The 20,998-nt window shown below is 68.7% G+C and carries 19 protein-coding genes; 5 read left to right on the top strand and 14 right to left on the bottom strand.

Translation table 11 applies throughout. From position 1 onward, the window contains the following. The first annotated feature begins 113 nt into the window (after positions 1–113). Entirely contained in the window at positions 114–1,334 is a 1,221-nt protein-coding gene (locus tag OG413_RS29375) for a S8 family peptidase (protein WP_266810925.1), read from the top strand. Between the two features lie 210 nt (positions 1,335–1,544). Then, positions 1,545–2,360, top strand: a complete 816-nt coding sequence (locus tag OG413_RS29370; RefSeq protein ID WP_266810924.1) for a lipase family protein — start codon at positions 1,545–1,547, stop codon at positions 2,358–2,360. Between the two features lie 88 nt (positions 2,361–2,448). On the opposite strand, the gene OG413_RS29365 is transcribed toward OG413_RS29370, so the two are convergent. Together OG413_RS29365 and OG413_RS29360 are read right to left on the bottom strand one after the other, a co-directional pair. Then, positions 2,449–3,549: a winged helix DNA-binding domain-containing protein gene (locus OG413_RS29365; protein WP_266813143.1), complete on the bottom strand. Its 1,101-nt coding sequence runs from the start codon at positions 3,547–3,549 to the stop codon at positions 2,449–2,451. A 237-nt stretch (positions 3,550–3,786) separates the two neighbouring features. Then, entirely contained in the window at positions 3,787–4,365 is a 579-nt protein-coding gene (locus OG413_RS29360) for a DinB family protein (protein WP_266810922.1), read from the bottom strand. Between the two features lie 99 nt (positions 4,366–4,464). On the opposite strand from OG413_RS29360, the gene OG413_RS29355 reads away from it, so the two are divergent. Further along, complete coding sequence (locus OG413_RS29355) at positions 4,465–5,481, top strand: YafY family protein (RefSeq protein WP_266810921.1); 1,017 nt, start codon at positions 4,465–4,467, stop codon at positions 5,479–5,481. A 158-nt stretch (positions 5,482–5,639) separates the two neighbouring features. On the opposite strand, the gene OG413_RS29350 is transcribed toward OG413_RS29355, so the two are convergent. From OG413_RS29350 to OG413_RS29325, 6 genes are all read right to left on the bottom strand, one after another. Then, positions 5,640–6,359 carry an MBL fold metallo-hydrolase gene (locus OG413_RS29350; RefSeq protein ID WP_266810920.1) on the bottom strand — a complete coding sequence of 240 codons (720 nt, stop codon included), beginning with the start codon at positions 6,357–6,359 and terminating at the stop codon, positions 5,640–5,642. 182 nt (positions 6,360–6,541) lie between these two features. Next, a complete protein-coding gene (asnB, locus tag OG413_RS29345; protein WP_266810919.1) occupies positions 6,542–8,377 on the bottom strand; it encodes an asparagine synthase (glutamine-hydrolyzing) in 1,836 nt (611 codons plus the stop codon). A 74-nt stretch (positions 8,378–8,451) separates the two neighbouring features. Next, the gene (locus OG413_RS29340) at positions 8,452–9,711 is read right to left on the bottom strand and encodes a nucleotide sugar dehydrogenase (RefSeq protein ID WP_266810917.1); all 1,260 of its coding nucleotides are present in this window, start codon (positions 9,709–9,711) and stop codon (positions 8,452–8,454) included. Positions 9,712–9,784: 73 nt separating this feature from the next. Further along, complete coding sequence (locus OG413_RS29335; RefSeq protein ID WP_266810916.1) at positions 9,785–11,194, bottom strand: MFS transporter; 1,410 nt, start codon at positions 11,192–11,194, stop codon at positions 9,785–9,787. Continuing rightward, positions 11,187–13,082, bottom strand: coding sequence for an NAD(P)-dependent oxidoreductase (locus tag OG413_RS29330; protein WP_266810914.1), 1,896 nt, complete (start codon positions 13,080–13,082; stop codon positions 11,187–11,189). The genes OG413_RS29335 and OG413_RS29330 overlap by 8 nt, the downstream gene beginning before the upstream one ends. A gap of 149 nt (positions 13,083–13,231) precedes the next feature. Then, positions 13,232–14,008, bottom strand: coding sequence for a phytanoyl-CoA dioxygenase family protein (locus OG413_RS29325; protein WP_266810913.1), 777 nt, complete (start codon positions 14,006–14,008; stop codon positions 13,232–13,234). 602 nt (positions 14,009–14,610) lie between these two features. Between OG413_RS29325 and OG413_RS29320 the strand changes: the two genes are divergently transcribed. Then, positions 14,611–15,228, top strand: a complete 618-nt coding sequence (locus OG413_RS29320) for a hypothetical protein (RefSeq protein ID WP_266810912.1) — start codon at positions 14,611–14,613, stop codon at positions 15,226–15,228. 323 nt (positions 15,229–15,551) lie between these two features. On the opposite strand, the gene OG413_RS29315 is transcribed toward OG413_RS29320, so the two are convergent. The 6 genes from OG413_RS29315 to OG413_RS29290 all read right to left on the bottom strand — a co-directional run bounded on the left by OG413_RS29315 (position 15,552) and on the right by OG413_RS29290 (position 20,414). Beyond that, a complete protein-coding gene (locus OG413_RS29315; RefSeq protein ID WP_266810910.1) occupies positions 15,552–16,823 on the bottom strand; it encodes a transporter substrate-binding domain-containing protein in 1,272 nt (423 codons plus the stop codon). 1,140 nt (positions 16,824–17,963) lie between these two features. After that, positions 17,964–18,116, bottom strand: a complete 153-nt coding sequence (locus OG413_RS29310) for a hypothetical protein (RefSeq protein ID WP_266810908.1) — start codon at positions 18,114–18,116, stop codon at positions 17,964–17,966. Between the two features lie 279 nt (positions 18,117–18,395). Continuing rightward, positions 18,396–18,854 carry a GNAT family N-acetyltransferase gene (locus tag OG413_RS29305; RefSeq protein WP_266810907.1) on the bottom strand — a complete coding sequence of 153 codons (459 nt, stop codon included), beginning with the start codon at positions 18,852–18,854 and terminating at the stop codon, positions 18,396–18,398. Positions 18,855–19,192: 338 nt separating this feature from the next. Then, positions 19,193–19,342: a hypothetical protein gene (locus tag OG413_RS29300; RefSeq protein ID WP_266810905.1), complete on the bottom strand. Its 150-nt coding sequence runs from the start codon at positions 19,340–19,342 to the stop codon at positions 19,193–19,195. A gap of 61 nt (positions 19,343–19,403) precedes the next feature. Beyond that, a complete protein-coding gene (locus tag OG413_RS29295) occupies positions 19,404–19,610 on the bottom strand; it encodes a hypothetical protein (RefSeq protein ID WP_266810904.1) in 207 nt (68 codons plus the stop codon). 183 nt (positions 19,611–19,793) lie between these two features. Further along, complete coding sequence (locus tag OG413_RS29290; protein WP_266810902.1) at positions 19,794–20,414, bottom strand: class I SAM-dependent methyltransferase; 621 nt, start codon at positions 20,412–20,414, stop codon at positions 19,794–19,796. A 297-nt stretch (positions 20,415–20,711) separates the two neighbouring features. Between OG413_RS29290 and OG413_RS29285 the strand changes: the two genes are divergently transcribed. Then, entirely contained in the window at positions 20,712–20,996 is a 285-nt protein-coding gene (locus OG413_RS29285) for a hypothetical protein (RefSeq protein ID WP_266810901.1), read from the top strand. Positions 20,997–20,998 lie beyond the last annotated feature (2 nt).

Below are 20,998 nucleotides of genomic sequence, written 5' to 3'. Positions count from 1 at the left end.
ACGCTCAAGTCGAGGGCGCGTTCGGCCGAAACGGACAGAGGGCGCCGACGGATCATGGCGGGGCCCGACGGTGCTTGTTCTCATTCTTCTGCGGAATTTTCTACGGAGTGTGTATGCGCGTGCGTATGCGTTGGGTGGCGGCTCTTGTTCTCGTGCTGCTTCCGGTGACCGGCACGGCGGGCGCGGTGGACGCGCCCGGCGGGAGCCCGCTCGGGGTGGAGCGTTCCGTCCGGGCGGTGCCGGGCGAGTACATCGTCACGGTCAAGCCCGCGTTCTCGCCCGACGACGTGCTCGGGAAACTGGGTGTCAGACCCCTGTTCACGTACGGCGCAGCGCTGCGTGGCTTCGCCGCCGCCCTCACGCCGCTCCAACTGCGGCTCGCGCGTACTCTTCCCGCCGTCGAGGCCATCGAGGAGAACAGTGAGATCACCCTCGACGCGATGTCGTCGCCGGGAGCTGTGAACAGGACGACCGGAGGTGCGGGGGCTGCGGGGAGCGGAGCCGCGGCAGAGGCCGGGAGCTGGGGTCTGGACCGGATCGATCAGCGCGGCCTTCCCCTCGACGGCCAATTCACCGTCACCGGAACGGGCCGTGGCGTCACCGCGTACATCATCGACACCGGGATCGAGACCGCGCACGCCGAATTCGAAGGGCGTGCCACCGTGGGATTCGACGCCGTCCAGGACGGGCGCAACGGCCAGGACTGCCACCGCCACGGCACCCACGTGGCCGGAACGGTCGGCGGCAGAACCTACGGTGTCGCGCGTGAGGTCTCCCTTGTCGCCGTCCGCGTACTGGACTGCACCGGTGACGGCACCGCGGCGCAGACCATCGCCGGACTCGACTGGATCGCCGCCCACGCGCGGACCCCGGCGGTCCTGAACGCGTCCATCGGCGATCCGGCGTCCCGTGCGATCGACACCGCGACCGACGCGGTGGCCGATCGCGGCGTCCTGCCCGTCGTCTCCGCCGGCAACGACGCGCAGGACGCCTGCGACGCCTCCCCGGCCCGAGCCGAGAAGGCCCTCGCCGTCGGCGCTGTCGACCGGCAGGACCACCAGGCCGGGTTCAGTAACTTCGGCCCGTGCCTTTCGCTGTACGCGCCCGGCGTCGGAATCGTCTCCGCGCAGCTCGGCGGCGGCTCCAGCACGCTCAGCGGTACGTCCATGGCCGGCCCGCACGTCGCCGGGGCAGCCGCACTTCTTGAGGAGCGAGACCCCCAGGCCACTCCCCAGGAGGTCACCCGCCGCCTCATCGACACCGCGACCACAGGGGCCGTGATCTCGCCGGGCGCGGGTTCACCCGACCGCCTCCTGTACACAGGCGGCCTCTGACACACCAGGGGCGGTTCCGCGTTCAGAGTCCGGTCGGCGGTAGTGGGGAAGCGGGAGCCGGACACCGCCGGGGCCGACGGTGAGGGAGGAGGCGGACGGGGTGTTGCTTCCGCGCGCCGTCCGAATGGGTGAGCGGGAGCGGGCGTCGGCGGGGCCTGATGCCCAAGGATGCGGAGCAGCCCGATCCATCCGTCGTATCTGGAGGCTTCCGTGCCCATTCCCGCCCTCGATCACCGCCAGAGCGGGTACGACCTCGCACACGCCTACTGGCTGGCCAGGGCTGCCCGTGCCGCCTATCTGGACGCTGACGCGGCCCGTGAGGAACTCTCGGGCTGGGGCTTCGACCGGTTCCGTCATTTCGTCTCGCCGCACGCGATGCCCTTCCCCCTGGAGGACACTCAGGCGTACGTCGCGGGAAGCGAGCACATGGTGCTCGTCGCCTTCCGCGGGACTGAACCGCTGAACATCCAGGACTGGCTCTCCGACGTCAATACTCCGCCCGTTCCCGGCCCCGGCGGGAAGGGATTCGTGCACTACGGATTCCATCAGGCCCTCGCAGCGGTGTACCCGCGTGTCCGCGACACCGTCACCGAGTTCACCGACCGGGGCCAGAGCGTGTGGCTGGCCGGGCACAGCCTCGGTGGTGCGCTGGCGATGCTGGCAGGTTCCCGGCTCCACTTCGAGGCGGACATCCTCCCCGCAGGGATCTACACCTACGGGCAGCCACGGACCTGCGACCGTACGCTGGCCGGCGCCTACAACACCGCTCTCAAGAACCGCACCCACCGGTTCGTCAACAACAACGACATCGTCCCTCAGGTCCCTCCGGCACCCCTGTTCAGCCATGTCGATCAACTGCGCTACTTCGACGCCCTGGGCGCCCTGCGTGACCGGATGCCCCTCGTCCCCGGCATCCAGGACAGGATCAGGGGACTGACCGCCGACCTGTTCGCCCCCACCACGGACGGCATCCGGGACCACCTCATCGACTCCTACCTGACCCGCCTGGAGGAGAACCTCACCTGACCGCCCGGCGGAGCAGGGCGGTGCGGGCCGCTCGCGCACCGCGATCAGCCTTCACCGCCCGGCCCCGGAAGCGGCCCGTGGGTGCGGCTCATCGGGCAGAAGCGGCGATCCGTACACGGTCGCTGTCGTTGTCGGAGAGGAACGACGCCAGCGACCGGCCCTGCTCGGCGACGGTGGCGCGGTCGGCTCGCGAGAGACGGTGCAGCGGCGTGACGATCACGGTGCCGGCCTCCACGTTCCAGGTCGCGGCGACCCGGCCGTCGACCAGGACGACACGAGCGCCGGTGACCGACAGGCCGCGGTCGGCGTCATCGATGATGCGGCTGCGGTCGTGGTAGCCGAGGATCGCGTTGTCGAACGCAGGCAGGAACCGTACCGGGGCAGGTGTGCCGGGGTCGGGGCGCGGTGCGTCGGGGAGGTCGAGCAGCTCGCGGCCGTTCTCGTCGCGGAAGGTGACCAGCTCCTCGCGCATCGCGGCGATCGCCGCGGGCAGTCCGGCGAGACCGCACCAGGCGCGCAGGTCGGCGGAGGCCGCGGGGCCGTACGCGGCCAGATAGCGTCGTACCAGCGCCTGGCCCACAGGATCGGAGCCGTCGGGGGAGGGAGCGTCGATCTCGCGGCCCAGCCACGACGAGAGCAGGACGTTGCGCACACCCGCCTTCTGCCGCCAGAGCCCGCGCGGCGGCAGCTGCGCCACCGGGAGGAGGGCGGCGATCAGCATCTCGCCCAGTGCACGCGGCCCCGGCGCCGGCCATCGCCCGGCGAGCGCCCGCGCGAGTTCGGTCATCGAGCGCGGCTCGCCGTCGGCCATGACCGCCCGGCCTGCCGCGGCGAGTTCGTCGAGGTCGATCCCGTCGAGCTCCCGGCGGTAGGTTCCCAGCACCCGTTGACGCAGCATGGTGCCGTGGCGGGCCCGCCAGGCCAGAGCGTCGTCGGCGGTCACGAGGTGGACGGTGCGGCGCATGAGATGGGTCCGCACCACGCTCCGTCGGACCAACTGGTCCGAGAGCTCCGCCGGGTCGAACGCGCGCAGCCGCGACCAGAGGCCGACGAACGGTTCCTGCGGTTCCTGCGCCTGCAGACCTCCGAGGTGCGCGACCGCGTCGAGGACCGGTACGTCGGCGTGATCGAGCAGCAACTGCCGGGAAAGCGTGGCGCGGTTGAGCGCCCGGGTGTCGAGAACGGCCATCGGGGTCATGCCGCAGCACGCCCGTCGGCCGATCGTCGGCGTAGCGACGCGTGTGTGGTGTCGGCGGCGTTGAACATGTTCGTCTCCGTACTGTGCGGGGGCGGTAGTCGAGGGTCCGGCCCAGCGAGACCGTGGGCCCGGGGCCGGGCGGCTACTGGCCACCCGGCCCCGGGCCCGGATTCCACCGGACGTCACCGGTCGGGCCGATGGCCCGATCCGGCAGGAACTCGCCATCGCTCAGGTCGACGTCCGGCCGTCGAGTGTCTCGCGCAGGATGTCCGCGTGCCCGGCGTGCTGGGCGGTCTCGGCGATGACGTGCGTCAGCACCCGGCGTACGCTGCGCACCGTCCCCGGCTCGTTCCAGGGCGCATCCGGCAGCGGGTGCGTCGCCGACAGGTCGGGCACGGCGGCGATGACCGCCTCGCTCCGGACGGCGACCTGCTCGTACCGCGCGACGATTCCGGCCAGCGTCTCGCCGGGCAGCATCCGCAGGTCGTCCTGGTGATCGATCGCCCACTGCGGGAACTCGCGTGCGGTACCGGCCGCGAGGTCGTCCCACGTGACACCGTCGGGCAGGTCGTAGCGCATCGCCGACGGGCCCTCGGCCACGAAACGCATCCACCCCTCTTCGATGGACGCGACGTGCTTGATCAGCCCGCCCAGGGACAGCGCGCTGACCGTCGGATGCTCGTCGGCCTGCTCGTCACTGAGCCCACGCGTCGTGTTGGTCAGCGCGGATCGCGCCGTCGCGAGCGCGGCGAGCAGGTCGGCCCGCTCGGCGTCGAGAGCTGAGGGTTGCTCGGTCGTGGTGGTCACGGTGGTCGGGCCCTTCCGGTCGTTCTCGTTGTCTGACAGAGACAACACTCGCAAGAGAAGAGGACAGGGTGTGGCCGCTTCCTGAGGCAATATGGAGCCATGCCGAAGACCTCAGCGCGACTGCTCTCACTGCTCTCGCTGCTCCAGGCGCGCCGGGACTGGCCAGGGGCACTACTGGCAGAGCGGCTGGAGATCAGCCCGCGTACCGTGCGCCGCGATGTGGACCGCCTGCGCGAACTCGGCTACCCGATTCTGGCGGTCAAGGGCCCCGACGGCGGGTACCGGCTCGACGCGGGCACGGAACTGCCCCCGTTGCTCTTCGACGACGAGCAGGCCGTCGCCCTCGCCGTCGCACTCCAGGTCGCCACCACCACCATCGCGGGCATCGAGGAAGCCGCGGCACGCGCGTTGATCACCGTCCGCCAGGTCATGCCCGCACGGCTGCGCCACCGGATCGACACCCTCCAGGTCACTGCCGTCGAACGGCCCACGCCCCGACCGGACCCACAGGTCGACAGCAGCGTGCTCATGGCGATCGGCGCCGCCGTCCACGCCCGCGAAGTGCTGCGTTTCGACTACACCCCCGCGTCACCACCGGGAGAGGACGGCAAGGGCGGACACACGCCGCCGCGCCGGGTGCAGCCCCATCACCTCGTCACCTGGGGCGGGCGCTGGTACCTCGTCGCCTGGGACCTCGACCGAGAGGACTGGCGCACCTTCCGTGCCGATCGCATCAACCCGCGTACCCCTGCCGGGCCCCGCTTCACCTCGCGCGAGCTGCCCGGAGGCGATGTGGCCGCCTTTGTCGCGGGCAGGTTCCGGGGCTCCGACGGCTCGGGCGACTGGCCCTGCCGCGGCGAGGTGATCCTCGACCTGCCCGCCGCCGTAGTGTCCGGCTACACCCGCGACGCGGTCGTCGAGGAACTCGGCCCGAAGCGCTGTCGGCTCGTCATGGGCTCGTGGTCATGGCCCGGCCTGGCCGCTTCCCTCGGCAGGTTCGACGCCGGCATCGAGGTCGTCGGGCCGCCCGAGCTCAAGGACGCCTTCGCCCACCTGGCCCGCCGCTACGCCGACGCCGCAGCCGACGCCCCCACAACCGCCGCCTCTCGTGAGTAGGCTCTCCGCCTGCGAGCGGATCCGGTGGGTTCCCGTGTGTGGCTCGACGGCCGTGCGGGCGTCATCGGCGTTGCTTCCGGGGCTTCCCGGACCGGCGGCGTATCCGGGGTGGGAACGGCATGCCGTGGTGGAGCGGAGGCTTCTCGGTCTCCCGACGCTCACGCCCAGTCGTTCTCCGGAGTCGCCGCCCGGAGCACCGCGCTCGCGTTGTCCAGCAACGGTTCGCCGTGGGGTACGCACACCGTTTCGACCTCCAGCGCGGCCAGCCTCCGGAAGGAGGCGATGGCCTGCTCCCTGGCCACGTTGAACGGACCGAGGATGGCCCGCCCCTCCGCGGTGGCGATGGTGTCGCCCGGGAACAGCACGTTGCTGGAGGTGAGGTGGAGCGCGATGCTTCCCGGGGTGTGGCCCGGCGCGTGCAGGACGCGGACGGGCTCCGACCAGCCGGCGAGGGTGTCGCCGTCATGCAGCTCGGTGTCCACGGGCACATGTCGCACAGGTGGCATGTCCCCGTCCGCGAAGCCGGCCGAGATCTGCTCATGGAGGGTACGTTCCGAGGCGGTGTGCACCGGCTCGGGTTCGGCGGCGGTACCTCGGATGACCGGGGCGTCCAGCGCACCGGCCAGCACACGGGCGCCCGTGGCCGCGGCTAGATCCGCGGCGGAGCCCATGTGGTCCACGTGCGAGTGGGTCACGACGATCTGTCGCACGTCTTGAGGACGGCCGCCGAGCCGCTCCAGGGCGTCCAGGATCGCCGGGGCGGACCCCGGCATTCCGGTGTCGATCAAGGCGTATCCGTCCGGCAGGCGCACGAGGTGGACGTGCCCGACGGGGAAGGGCAACTGCCAGATGACAGGGGTGATCCGGAGGGGCTTCATGGTGCGAAGCTAGACGGCGGTCCAGAGACGGCCGCCGCTTTCTGCTGCGGGCGAATTGCGCGCGGCGCGAACGGCAGGCATCGGGATGCCGGTGGGTCCGCCCGGAGAGCGCGGTGCAACGCTCTTCCGGGCAGCGGCTGTTCCCGTACGAATATGGGGTCCGGGTCCGTTCGGGTGTCGTGTCAGAGGGCGATGTCCACGTCGTACGTACGCAGCCAGCCGTCGAGCTGCAGCGTGGTCTCCAGGGCCGCCCTGCTCATCCCCTCCTCCAGTGCGGCGGGACCATGGTGGCGGATCCGCGTTCCGAGACGGGGGGAGAGGAGGGGGGCGAGGGGGCTCGACCCGGTGAGGACGACGTCGGCCAGGCGCTCGCGGAGCGTCCGGTTGTAGGCGTCGGCCCGGATGGACGGGTAGGGGGTCTTGACGCGCTGGGCGACCGCCTCCGGCAGCAGATCCTTCATGGCCGCGCGGAGCAGGCTCTTCTCGCGTCCGTCGAAGCTCTTCATGGCCCACGGGACGTTGAAGGTGTACTCGACCAGACGGTGGTCCGCGAAGGGCACCCGGACCTCCAGGCCACAGGCCATGCTCATGCGGTCCTTGCGGTCGAAGAGGACCTGGGCGTGGCGGGTGAGGGCGAGGTAGGTGACCTCGCGGTAGCGGGCCTCGGCGGGGTCGTCGAGGTGGTGGCCTGCGGAGATCTCGGCGACCGCCTTGCTGTGGCAGTCGCGCTCGTAGGCGTCGAGGTCGAGCTTGGCGAGCAGGCCCGGAGCGAAGACGACGTCGTTGCCCTGGTAGTTGTGGCGGCCTTCGTGCACCCAGGGGAACGTGGTGGAGAACACCGCGTCGGGGTCGCGCTGCCAGCGGTACCCGCCGAACACCTCGTCGCCGCACTCCCCGGAGAGGGCGACGGTGGAATGCCCGCGGACGATACCGAACAGCATGTGCAGGGAAGCGTGTTCGTCACCCTTGGCGATCGGCAGGTCGTAGGCATTGAGGACGGATGCCCGCAGGTCCGGGGCGAGCAGGTCGGGGGCGTGCAGGGGCAGCTCGCTGTGCAGGGAGCCGACATGCTCGGCGAGCAGACGGGCGTAGATGTGATCCTCGTTCGCCCCCGCTCCCGCCGTGCCGTCGAGGTCCGGGTCGGTGACCGAGCAGGAGCGGATCTCTCCCAGGCCCTTCCGGCGGGTGACCTGGGCGGCGAGCGCGGTCAGGGAACTGGAGTCGAGGCCGCCGGACAGGAGCGTGCAGAGCGGTACATCGGACACCATCTGCTGCTCGACGACGGATTCGAGCAGTTCGCGCACCGTGTGGATGGTCCGGTCGAGCGAATCGGTGTGCTCGGCGACTTCCAGCTGCCAGTAGCGGTCCTCGGTGAGGCCCGCACGGTTCACTCGTACCGTGCAGCCGGCCGGGACCTCCCGCATGCCACGGAAGATCGCGTGTCCGGGCACCTTGGCCACCGACAGGATGTCCCGCAGCCCGTCGGCGTCCAGCACCGCCTTGAACTCGGGATGGGCGAGGATCGCCTTGGGCTCGGACCCGAAGAGCACCCCGGACGGGGTCTCGGCGTAGTACAGCGGCTTTACGCCCATCCGGTCCCGGACGAGGACGAGCTCCTCCCGGTCCATGTCCCAGACCGCGAAGGCGTAGATGCCTTCGAGGCGGGTGGCGAGGCCGGCACCCCACTGGAGATAGGCGCGGAGAACGACCTCGGTGTCGCTCCGGCTGGTGAAGTGGTGCCCCAGTGACGTCAGTTGGGAGCGGAGTTCCTGGAAGTTGTAGGTCTCGCCGCTGTAGGTGAGCGCGGCGCGGGCGCCGGGCGCCCCGTCGGCCACCATGGGCTGGCAGCCGCCCTCCAGGTCGATGACGGAGAGGCGCCGGTGCCCGAGGGCGACATGGTCCCCGGTCCAGAGACCTTCCGCGTCGGGTCCGCGGCGGGCCATCGTGGCAGTCATGGTCCGCGCGAGATCCTGGTCCACGGGGCGCGCGAAGTCTACCCACCCTGCAATACCGCACATGAGAAGTACTCCTGAGAGCTGATCGGGCATCGTGCCCGGGTCTACGAAGGGATTTCCGGCACCGCAGGGGTGTCCTACAGGCGGGTGATGTGCGGCTGCGGGTGCACGGAGCCACGGGTGTCGAGGAGCAGCGGGGCGTGGTTCTCGATCTCGGCCATGTCGAACGCCTTGTGCTGCTGCAGGAGGATCGCCAGATCCGTCCGGTCCAGGGCGGCGGTCAGGTCAGGGGCCTCGGGGACAGACGTACCGTCCACCTCCCAGTCGCGTACGTAGGGGTCGTGGTAGGAGACCTCCGCGCCGAGGGTACGGAGCCTTCTGGCGACGTCACGGGCGGAGGTCTCCCGCTGGTCGGCGATGTCCGCCTTGTAGGTGACGCCCAGCAGCAGGACGCGTGCCCCGCTGAGGGTGGTGCCGCTGCTGTCCAGGAGCTGCTGCGCCCGCTCGACGACGTACCGGGGCATCCGGGTGTTGATCTCCTGGGCCAGCTCGACCATCCGGAAGGGGTAGCCGAGCGTACGGACCTTGTGGGCCAGGTAGTTGGGGTCGATCGGGATGCAGTGTCCGCCCACCCCCGGCCCCGGGCGGAATGCCTGGTAGCCGAAGGGCTTGGTGGCGGCGCAGGAGATGGCGTCCCACAGGTCGATGCCGAGCTCGTGGGAGAAGATCGCCATCTCGTTGACCAGCGCGATGTTGACGTGCCGGTAGGTGTTCTCGATGAGCTTGGCCATCTCGGCCTCGCGGGTACCGGCGGCCTGGACGACCCGGTCGACGATCTTTCCGTAGAAGGCCGTGGCGACGGTGGCGCAGGCGGATGAGTAACCGCCGACGACCTTGGGCGTGTTGCGGATCCCGTAGACCTTGTTGCCGGGGTCGACCCGTTCCGGCGAGAAGGCCAGGTGGAAGTCGGTGCCCGCGGTGAGGCCCGACTGTTCGAGGATGGGCAGGACCACCTCGTCGGTGGTTCCGGGGTAGGTGGTCGATTCGAGCACGACCAGGGTTCCGGGCCGCAACTGGCGGCTGATCATGGCGCATGCGCTCTCGACCATGGCCAGATCCGGCCCGCCGTGAGTCGACAGCGGGGTTGGCACGCAGATGACGACGGTGTCCGCCTCGGCGATGACACGCTCGTCGGTGGTCGCCGTGAAGCCCTGGGCCCGCAGGCCGTCCACGGCGGCGTCGTCGATGTCGTCCACGTGCGAGACACCGTCGTTGAGCCGCGCGACGGTCGCCGCGTCACGGTCGAGACCGATGACGCTCAGACCGGAGCGGCCGGCTTCCACCGCGAGAGGAAGACCTACGTAACCCAGACCAATGACGACAAGGTCACTTCGCAAAACGTTCCCTTTCGGAAGGGTGGAGTACTGCTGGAGGTGGGAAGTCCGGACCGGTCCGAGGAGGCGGCAGCGTTCAGTTGCTGCGCGCCCGGACGGCCAGCAGAGCGACCAGAACGGTCGGCACGAGCAGGAGCGCGAAGGCAGTCGCGTAGCCGTTGAGCGTCGAAGTTCCCACGGCGAGACAGGCGTTGAGAACCGCGGTGGCGAGCGCCAGGACGACGACCTGGCCGAGGTTCATGTTGGTCTGCATGGCGCTGGTGGTGTGCCCCTGCCGGTGCCGGGCACTGTGTGACAGGGACAGCACGGTGACACAGGGGTCGAGCAGTCCCATCCCGATCGCCGCCAGGGGCATGGCCGCCGCCGCGGTGAGCGGCGGCACGGCCGAGAAGCTTCCCACCACCGCGAAGGCGACGGAGGCCGTCATGATCAGGGCGCCGGCCGTGACGAGACGGTGCCGGGCGACGTGCTGGAGCAATTTGCCCTGCACCCAGGAGGCACCGGCCCACAACACCGCGGAGGCGGTGAACGCCACGCCGACCGCCACCGCGGCGACGTGCCGCTCGGTGATCAGCATCAACGGCACCAGCGCCTCGACGGTGAAGTAGGTGCCGGAGGTCAGACCGCGCAGCAGTACCGCGGTCGGCAGTCCCCGCGCGCTGCGCCACGTACCCTTCGGCAGCAGTCTCGGTGCGAAGGTCACCAGGAGCACGACGCCGACGGCGACGAACACCAGGTGGCGTACGTCCCACTCCGACACGCCGTACTGACCGAGCGCCGCGCCCAGACTGAGCAGCGCCGCGATCATGAGCGGCGGGCGGGCCGCCCGTTCCTCCGCGGGCGGAGCATCGGCGGGCTTCGCGTCCGGACCTCCCGCCGGAGCTCCGCGCAGTACGACCACCAGGGCCAGGGCGGGCAGCGCGGTCAGGACGGCCAGGCCGTAGAAGACCGCACGCCAGGACCAGACTTCGGCGACCACACCGGCCAGCGGCGGCCCGACCAGCGACGGGATGACCCAGCTCGCGCTCATCATCGCGAGCATCCGGGGCCGCAGGTATTCCGGGTACGACTGGCCGATCGCGGTGGTCACCGACACCGCGACCATCCCCGCCGCGAGACCGTCCACGAAGCGGCCGATCGCCAGCTGCCAGATCGACACGCTGGACGCCGACACCAGCAGCGTCACCACCGAGAGGACCATGCCGAGCGCCAGCGGGCGGCGAGCTCCGGACCGGTCCGCCCAGTGGCCCCCCATCACCCCGCCCAACAGGCTGGCGGCCACGAAGCAGCCCGCCACCATCGGGAACAGGGACACTCCGTCCAGGTCCCGGGCGGCGGTCGGCAGGGTGGGCACCACGGCCAGCGCGGCGAACCCGGTCAGGAACATCACCACGCTGAACGTCGTGGTGGCGGCGGCGTACTGCCGGGAGAAGAGGCCCGGCAGTACGGTGTTCTCCGGCCGGAGAGTCTGCTGTTCCTCAGGCATCGGTGTCCTGCCGCAGTACACCGGGGATGTGGTCGTGGGTGTCGCAGGCCAGCCATTGGGCCTGTGCCCGCGCCCCGCTCCGTACCGGGGCCGATGGCCGCCAGCCGGTCTCGGCCGTGATCAGGACGGTGGACATGGGGGGCGTGTACGGCGTATCGGTGCCGGAAGCCCGTTCCCACGGGGTACGCCGCGCCGTCTCCGCGGCGAGCTCGGCGAACTCGGTCTCGTCGTAACGCGCCGAGGCCACGTTGTAGACGGGGGACCGCACGGGCCCGGCGAGGACGGCGGCGAGCGCCTCCGCCAGGTCACGGTGGTCGACCACCTGGTGGTGGCGCCCTTCGACCAGGACCATGGGGCGGCGCGTCCATGCCCGCAGCATCCAGGTGGCCAGCACGCCGCGCAGCGGCGCGTGCGCTCCCACCTGCTCGGCGACGCGCACGATCTGCACGGGGGTGCCTGTCTCGCTGCCCCAGCGCAGGCATTCCTGCTCCTGGTCCCACCAGGCGCGGGCCTCCGCGTCGTGAGGCTGCGTGGCGAGGGCGTCCTCCGCGCGATCGCCGGTGCCCGCGCCGCGGTAGACGGCTGCCGAGCTCACATGGACCAGACGCTCGATCCCGAGCTTCTCGGCGTCGGCGAGCAGGTCCGACACGGAGCGGCCGCCGTGCGGATCACCGAGGTGGATCAGGGCGCGTACATCCCTGTCCTGCTCCGGGCCGAGCTGCCCGGCATACGCCGCGCCGCAGCCCGCGTCGGTGAGCAGCCCGGCCAGTTGCTCACCGAACGCCGGACTGCCACCGGTGACCACGGCGCCCGCGGCCGCGGCGGTGACAGGGGGAGTGGTGTCACTTCCGGCCCGGCGGGCCGACCGGCCGGATTCGAAGGCGGCCAGGGCCAGTTCCGTGATCAGGGGAATCATGGGAAGGAGTTCGGCGCCGGTGTACTCCTCGCACAGCCCACCGGGGCCGAGGGAGTCCATCACGGCTCCGGCCGTCCCGGGGTCGGGGTCCTGCTCCGTCAGACCGGCGACGACGACGCCCGTCGCGAAGGCCGTGAGCCACACCTGCCGACGCACGACGGCGGGCAGTCCGGGCTCGGCCATTCCGCCCGCCGCGCCTGCCTCGCGCACCTCGCTCGCTTCGCCTGCTTCGGCGAAGTAGCCGTCGCAGCGCTCGGCCAGGCCGATACGCCGCAGATAGCGGTCGGTGTCCAGGTACTCCCAGCGCGCGCCGCTGCGCACCGCGCACTTGGATTCCCCGTACTGGTAGAACGGCACGACGGAGAACGACGCACACGCGTGCGTGGTGACATCAACAGTCCTGCTGGAGAAGAGAGTCGCCCGCCGCCACCCGTGCTTGCTGTTCCCCGCGAGACTCGGCACGTCGTCGTGGTCGACCGTGCAGGGAACAGCGAGTCTGACCGGAATGCCCAGCGCCTTGAGGTAGCGCTGAATGACAACGTCGTACGGCCACCCGTCACCGTGCTCCGCGGCGAACTGGGCATATCCCCGGGCCACATCGGCCGGAAGCATCAGCGCCAGCGACGGGACATGCTCGTCGATCGCGTACGCCCAGTGCTCTCCGGTGAGGGCCCCCAGGCGCACGACACCACTGTTCCTGCCCTCCCACCCTTCGTAAAAGGCGACTGCCTCTCCCGGAACGGCGGCGGCGGTCTTTTCCACGTAAGCGAAGAATTCGTCGGCCAGGAGGACATCGTCCTGGAAGACGATGTGATGTGTTGCCGCGTCCCCGACGCAGTTCCACGACGGATTCGCGGTACGCAGCGCGGTGGGCGGGCCGGAGGGGTCCGGGTCCACGATGACGCGAATGCGCCCCTGCGAGTCTTTCGCCGCGACTTCCTCGGCTGCGGCAATTCTCCTGGGGTGGGTCATCACAGCGCCTGTCAGCGTGACAGCGTTCACGGCATGCCTTTCTGGCCGTTCAGGGCCGGGCCGGCCCATCGGCCGGCCCGGCTGGGCGGAGAAGTGTCTGCGCGGTGGGCAGCGCGCGCGGGGCGCGCAGGCTGCTGCGGCCGGTCCGGTCAGTCCTCGGCCGCGTCCGGGTTACGGACCTGGCGCACGTTCTCGTTGAGGCCGTGGTCGGCGCCGCGCTCCCGCTCAAGCTGGATCATGGCGGCGGGGCGGTAGTTGAGGATGTACGCGCGTCGCGTGCCGTCCGTGGTGTTGCCGCGCGAGTAGTGCAGCGTGGTCCCGGAGTGCGCCACCGCCTCTCCTGCCCGTACGGGTACGGGCGTGGCACCCGGCTCGTCCTCGGAGCAGTCGCATTCGATGTTCCTGCCGTCGCTCGTGGGCCGGTGCGGCCGCAGTGGCTCCTGATGGGAGCCCTGGACGTACCACATGCAGCCGTTGTCGAGATCCGCGTCGTCCAGCGCCACCCAGATCGAGACGGCGCGGCGATCGGGCATGTCGACCCAGTAGGCCGCGTCCTGGTGCCAGGGCGTGGCAACGGCCGTGTGCGGTGCCTTGTGAATCATCATGTCGAAATCGAGTTCCGCGTCCGCGCCGATGAGTTCACGGGCCATCGTGAGGGCCCGCCGGTGCAACGGGAGATCGCACAGCGGCGGATGGAGCGCCGACGGCCACATTATCTGGGTGATGTTCTCCCGTACACCCTCCTTGCGCGGAACGTGTGAGCCGAGATCAGACCTTTTGTCGCCGGATTCGATGTCACCGCTCAGGAGGCGGTCATAGATGACCCGGTAGACGGCGAGATCGTCGGGAGAGATCACCTCCCCCAGCGGCGTGAACCCGTCATCGGAGAACTTCTCCAAAGTCCTGGAAAACACTTGCGTGGTCAAACTCAACAACTCCTTCGCTACCTCGCCGGGCCGTTCGGCGCAACACGGAGAGAAAGCTGTCTACGGAAGAGCATCGAATCGTGAATGGCTGGTCTAGACCTTGCAGGCGAAACTGGAGCCTACGAGGCGCCTCGCCCGGGGGTCAAGGCCGTTTGGCCTTCAAGATCCGTCAGGGTCCGTACGTCCAGCGACAGTTGGAGTTTCGCCGCTGAGTCATCGCCCCTGGTCATGGGGCGGATGACGGCAGTCGCCGAGCTCACCGTGCGATACGACGGCGTTGCCAAGGGGCTGTCGGGAGTGCATGATCTCTCCGGCAGCGGACGGAAGTTGATCTCCGAGTGGGCCATTGTGGATTGCCTCGGGGAGGCGGATTCGATACGCCCGTATGGCCAATCCTGGACCTCACCGGGCGAGTTGGGGATCATCGGTCAGGAGACGACATTCGTGAATCCCGGGGCCGAACGGCGGGCGACGTCCGGAATTAGCCCCCTTGAGTGTCCAGAAACTGTCGCTCGCCGACACGCCAGAAGGCACGGATCCGGCCGCTCCGAACATCCCAACTCGCCGCCCAGTTCCTCAAGTCGACGGCATCGGAGAATGACATGACCGAAACTCAGCGCGTACAGGCGGCCGTGCGCCGCAACCCCTACCGATACATGCTGGACGACACCGAACTCACCGAGCTGCTGTCGGACCTCGGACGCCGTCGCGCCGAGAGCATCCTTCGGAACCACACCGCCGATCTCGGACAGGCGCCGCGCGGGCCCTACCCGCGCCCCGCCATGGGATTCGTCATCCTCGACCCGACGGCCGACGCGCAGGCCGGCCACGCAGACGCGGTCCTGGGCGCCATTACGGTCGGGGACCAGGCGCGTCAGTTCCTGCCGAAGGCGGCCGCCAAGGCCGCGGCCCACCGGCGCCTCGGCCGCAACAACGGGACGTCCGTCCACACCGATCCGCACCTGCTCGGCACCGGCGCCTTCCGCTACGGCCACTCCGCCGAGGTCCGGGGCCTGATCGTCGCCGCCAGCTCACAGACCACCGACCAGGACCTGTACGAGGCATCCCGGCTGGCCGCCGAACTCGTCGAGGAGATCGCGGCCCGCCATCGGGACTACGAGTGGCGCCGGGGCGAGACGGACTGGCTCTCGTCCGACGATCAGCCCCTGGCCCTGCACAACGAGATGATCAACTGGTTCCCGGCCGGTGAGGGCGCCTGATCACCGCTCGCTATGGCGGGATCGCTCCGTCGGCGCGTTCACGAGCCTGCCTCTGCGTGGAGGCAGTCGGGCAGTCGGACAGGCGGGCGGGTCGGTCGACGGAATCCTGGCCCGACGGGCCGGCGCGGCCGACGATATCTCCGCGCCATGAGATCGCGTCGAGCCGTTCCTGAACGGGGCCTACGTGAGGTGTGGCGGAGTTGGCTTGTTGTGGGTGAAACTCGGCTCGAACCGCTCGGTGTGTTGTCCGTCGCGTCAGTGGGCGAAGCCGCTCGCGACGCCCCTGTCCCGCAGAGCGCTGAAGAGTTTCGTGTCCAAAAATCTTACTTGTCGGGGCAGTCGGTCCGGTCTTTTCTTTGCGGGGCGGTGACGTAAATATCTGTGGGCATCGCCTTGTCGATGCCCTCCTGCAGGTGACTCTCGCGTAGTTTGTCCCAGGTCTTGTCCTCGATCTGTTCCGCGATGGATTTGCATACCAGGCGGCGCAGGGCGGGGTCGTTCTGCGCCATTCCCACACCCCAGTGAGTCGTACTTCCTTTCAGGTAGTCGCGGATCACTTTTAGGTCAGGGTTGCGGGTCAGGAAGCCGGACAGGATGATTCTGTCCGTGACCACTGCGTGGGTTTTCCAGGATGCGGCAGTAGTGTTCCGGTATTCTTTGAGCTCTTCTACGCAAGCCTTGTAGTCGGTTTTGCTGTCATCGACATCGAAGTCTTTTTCCGGAAATTTATCCAAGATCTCTTTGGGGATCGACTCGCTTGCTGTACAGATTTTTGTTCCGTTGGGGAACTCTTCGAGACTGTTGACCTCCTTCGTCAGTATTTTCCCGCCCTCCACCATGCGGCTCTTGGCGGTGTCGCTCGGATCCTTTACTGCCAGAACTCCCTGGTTGGTGGAGAGGTAAGGACCCGCGAAAGCTACCTTGGTCTTACGGTCCGGGGTGATGCTGTAACTTCCTGCAAAAATATCGAGCTGCCCATTCTGCAGCATGTCCTCTCGGTTGCGGGAACCGGCTGCAATAAATTCGATCCTGTCTCCGAATCCCAGTGCCTTCGCGATGTTCCTGGCGAACTCGATATCGAATCCGGACCATTTGTTGTCGGAATTCTCGCTCAGTCCGGGCTGGTCGGCTTTCACCCCGATTCTGATCTTTTCATTATTCTTCGCCTTCCGGAGAACGTCGGACTCCGGCAGGGATGCGCCGTCGGTTTCCCGCTGGGGCCCCCGGGCGACCGGCGGGGCCTTCTCTCCTTCATCCCGCAGCTGGTCCCAGGCGAGCCAGCCGCCCGCCAGCAGAGCCAGACAGGTCGTGCTGATCAGTGCTACGGGCCATCCTCTGCCTCTTCGGCCGCGTGGTGATCCGGATCCGCTCGCCGGGGGATCGTCTCCACGGGTCCAGCCGCTGCCGGCGGCGCTGTTGTCCTCCGGCAGAGCGGAGAAAACATTGGCGACGTCCCCGGTGCCGGTGGTATCCGCGGTGCCGGTGCTGTCCGCGGCGTCCGTGGACGGAGTGGGGACAGCCTCGCCAGGGATGGTCCGCGGCTCGTCGGATGCGGGCGGGGCGGGGATGCCGATCTGCTCGCGAATGGCGTCCATGTGGGCGTCGTAGGAGTCGAGCCACGAAGGCATAGATGAGCTGGGTGAGACCCTGCACCGTCGCCTGTGCCTTGATCTGACCTTGGCGTGCGTCGTCCAGGCGCATCTGGAGTTCGTTCACGGTGCCATCGGGGGGAGCGGCAGTGGATCCGGCCGCTCGGCGGGTCGCGTCGGCCTGTTCGGCGGCTTTCAATAGTTCGCGCCCGATGCCCCGTTGCCGTTGCTGGTCCTGTGGAGGGACCAGTTTGGTGACGACGTTTTCCAGCAGCCACAGAGTAATCAGCTTGTGGCCTTTGAGGAATTCGCTCCACTGGGCGCGAGGGTAGGGGAACAGGTCTTCCAGCTGCTGCATGGTCCGTCCGGCTACGCACGCACGTAACCATTTCGCGAGTTCAGCGGATTCGGGTGTGTCTCCTGCCACCGGGCCGGACCGTGGTCTCAGCCGATGTGTGGGTCGTTCTTCTTCGTGCACTCTTGCCGCCTTTGAGTGGGATCCGTCCTGGGTGTCCTTCGGCTTCACCGCTGTGACGTGCGCGGAAGTGAACGGGCGGAAATGGACATCAGATCACCAACTTGCTGTGCTCCTCTACCCGTTCTGCGAACCTGGAAGGCACCGGCAATGCGAGAGTGCTCAAAGTGCCCCGGCACGGCCGTGAGCAGCGGGCCTCTTACGGCCGTCGGATCAGTTCGGGCGGGGTGGGCGCGGTGCGGGTCGGCCGGATTGCACGACGAGGCGATGCTGCGCCGACCTGTGGGGGAGGGGCGCGTCGGCGTGGCCGACGCGGCCTGCGCTGCGCTTTCTTGGACTTCGGGCCAGCCGACTGGCCGACCGGTCCGTTCTGGTGCGGTGCGGGAGTCCGTGTCCGTGGCGCTTGTTGGAGATCCGCGGGTGTTCCCGGCCCTGGCCGCGCGCTGGATGCGGTTGATTCATGGCTCTACGCCGTGGCGGGGCGACGTACCCGCTGAACTGCACCGTGTCCAAGGCGCAGAGGAACAGCGACTCGTGTGCGGCGCACCCGGGGGTTGGCCGGATGGCGGACGCCCGTGGACGTCTGCGGCGCGATCGACGTGGTCCGCAGCCGTGGTCCGTAGCTGTGGCTGGTCGGCGCGGACCTCGTTCGGCACCGGTCGGGCGTGACGCTATTGGCGGGTCTCGCGCCAGGTACGGCCGAGGCGGGCAGCGGTGGCGCACGTGGTGGTGGTCCGGCAGGCGGAGCAATTCATGGTGTGACCGAGCCACGCTTTGTAGGCGGTGTCCGGGTGAATGGTGGTCTTCTCGGCCTGGAGCGTCATGGGCGGTCCTTCCACCTGGACATGCGGGGGCGTCAGCACAGGTTGAAATCAGGGCCTGTTCGGGCGACGCGCCGACTCATGCGGATCAACCGCTTGAGTATCGCATCACAGACAGTGACCGTCGGCCCCATGAGGTGAGGATCGGACAGGTCTGAACCACCTTCGCTGACCAGGTGTCCGCGCACGGATGAATGTTCCTCGGCAGCCCCACGTAGACTCCCGGCTCTCATCTTGGGATGGAGCCGGTACTGCTCTGCGATGCCCTCCGTGTGGTCCGCTTCAGGCCGGCCCGTTCTGCGGCCGACAGAGGTAGAACAGCTCGGGATCGCCCTCATCGAGGCCGTGGAGAAGGCCGACCGGGCTCCATCCGGCTCGTTCGAGCAGTCGCTGCATCGGCTGGTTGGACACGTTGGTCGAGGTGAACAGCTTCGGGGTCGTGCGCGAGGCTGCCACGGCGTCCAGCAATCGATGGCCAACGCCCCTACCACGGGCGGATGACGCCACCATCAGCATCGTGACGAAGCCCTGTTCGAAGAACGTGTACTCAACCACGCAGTAGCCGAGCAGGCCAGAAGCGTCCTCCGCAACGACCACCAAGCCCTGCTCGCACCACCTCCGGATGTTCGCCTGCCGCTCGACGTCACCCTCGACCGCGACCGAGTCGATCTCCACCAGCGCGCCCGACTCCGACTCATTCGCGCGGCGCACAACGAAGTCGCCAAGGTCCACTGCGTTCATGAGCCCATTCTGTCAGTCCGCACCACCAGCCACCCTGGCCGATACGGACCTCAGCCCCCTGCTGGAGACGCTCCGCCTATCGGGAGGCAGGCGGATTCTCAGCGTTCAGCGGAGATCCGCGCGCCTGTCTCACGGAGCGCCTCGCTCTGCTGCGGAGCTTCCACAACACCGCCGCCCGGCCAGGCGTGGCGGTGGGTGACCTGGGTGGACTGAACACCTGCACCTCCCGCACATGAGCCTGTACGTCGCTCCGCGCATGAGCCGGTGCTCCGGCACACTCAGACGAGCCGACGTGATTCAGTCGCCACTGGGCGGGCCGGCAGACGGCCGGAAGTGATCTACCGGAAGTCGCTCAGGAAGTCGCAGAGCACGTTGTCGGCCTGCGGAGCTTCCGACAGCACGATCTCGATGAAGTACGGAGACAGCCGTTCCAGCCACGTCTCCCAGTATTCGGCAGCCTTGTCGGCCAAGTCGGCACTGATGAACACGGCGGGGTCTTCGTCCGTCAGCTCACCGAGCCGGATTTCCCAGGAAGCGGCCCCCTGATTCTCATGCCGGAAGACCAGCTTCCTCGGCCTGGTCCACATACAGCTCGGAAGGGCTGAGCAGGACGCCATGGTTACTGGTGAGGTCATGACGGTGGCCGAACAGCAGATACGCTTCTCGAAGCGCCGACGGCAGCTGGATGCCGAGCCTTTCCTCGGCGGCCACGAGATCCGTCTCGCCCCAGCCGTCGTCATCACCGAGCGCCTTCACCCAGACCGCGACGAAACCCCGGATGAACTTCCAGGCGCCCTGCGGTCTTCAGTACCCGCAGCGAGCGACCGCGCCATATCGAACTCATGCGTAATGTCAGGACGGTACCGGCTGTGCCCATGCAGCCATCGGGCGCGGGACCGGAGCCGGAGTTCCCGATCAGGGAGGCGGCCGGAGGGGTTGTCAGCGGCGTCTGGCCCAGAACAGAGCGTGCCCGCCGTCGCCTTCGGGCACGAACTCTTCCCTCTCGACGGTCAGACCGGCTTGAGTGATCCAGCTCCGATTCGTGGCGGCGTCTGCGTGGCTCCACCACATAGGGGTTCCGCCGCCCAGCCAGTCCTCATCGACGCCGGTCCAGGCCTGATGGCCGGTGGTGCCCAGGAACCAACCGCCGGGGCGCAGCCATCCGACGATCTTCTCCAGCAGCGGAAGCTGTTCCGGGAGAGGGATGTGGATGAGTGCGTACAGGGAGACGACCGCATCGAAGGAAGCCGCTCCGAACTCCACGCCCGTGGCGTCGGCGCGGACGAACTCGGCCTGAGGAACGAGCTCCCGCGCCCTGCGGATCTGTTCCTCGCTGATGTCGACGCCGGTGACGTGGTGGCCTGCGGTCGTCAGGTCGCGGACGACGGGGACTCCGCTTCCGCACCCCAGATCCAACACCGCGCCTCCGGCCGGGATGAGAGCGCACAGTTCGCTGATCCACGGCTGGTACTTCGTCTCGGCGGCGTACGCCTGGTCATAGCGGAGGGAGAGCGCGTCGTACCCACGCCGGACCAGGTCTTTGGGATCTTCGGTGTCCACGTCGGTGCACGCTAACCCTTCGTATTGCGAGGATCTCCCCCGACCTCGATGGCCTGCCCCATGTCGACGATTTTCGCCGGGTCCCCAGCGCGCCGCCACGACAGCTCGTGTCGAAGTATGCGGCCCGCCGCACGATGCAGTCCTGTCGCCTCCCAAGGTCCATGATGACTTCCTGGCCCTCGAAGCCGGCACGGCGTAGCTCGTGAGACCGGGCTCCGCCGGCTCCGACGGGTCTGTCACCGGCTCGGCCACGGGCTGTTCACGGGAAACAGTTGCACCCGATGTCTTGGAGGAACCATGGACCTGCTCACAGTCCTCGATGAGGCGGTGGCCACTCTCAAGGCTCCTCTGGAGCAGGAAGACCTCGAGCAGGGCTGGAACGACGATCTCCGGAGAGAGATTCAGGAAGAGATTTCGATCAGCCGTTCAGCGCTGCGCCGCCACGGGTCCGGCATGGCGCGCTATCTGCGGCCACACCTCGACGAGTGGATGCAGAACGAGGGCGTGCGATCGGGACGGCTCCAGCGTCGGGTGTCGGAAGTGCAGCGGCGGCTGGTGGACGCCGGCAGCAGGGGCCTTTGATC

It is taken from the genome of Streptomyces sp. NBC_01433 (genome assembly GCF_026340105.1).
Taxonomy (GTDB): Bacteria; Actinomycetota; Actinomycetes; order Streptomycetales; family Streptomycetaceae; genus Streptomyces.
Note: the sequence above shows the minus strand (reverse complement) of the source record. Positions and strands in the feature narration are given on the sequence as shown.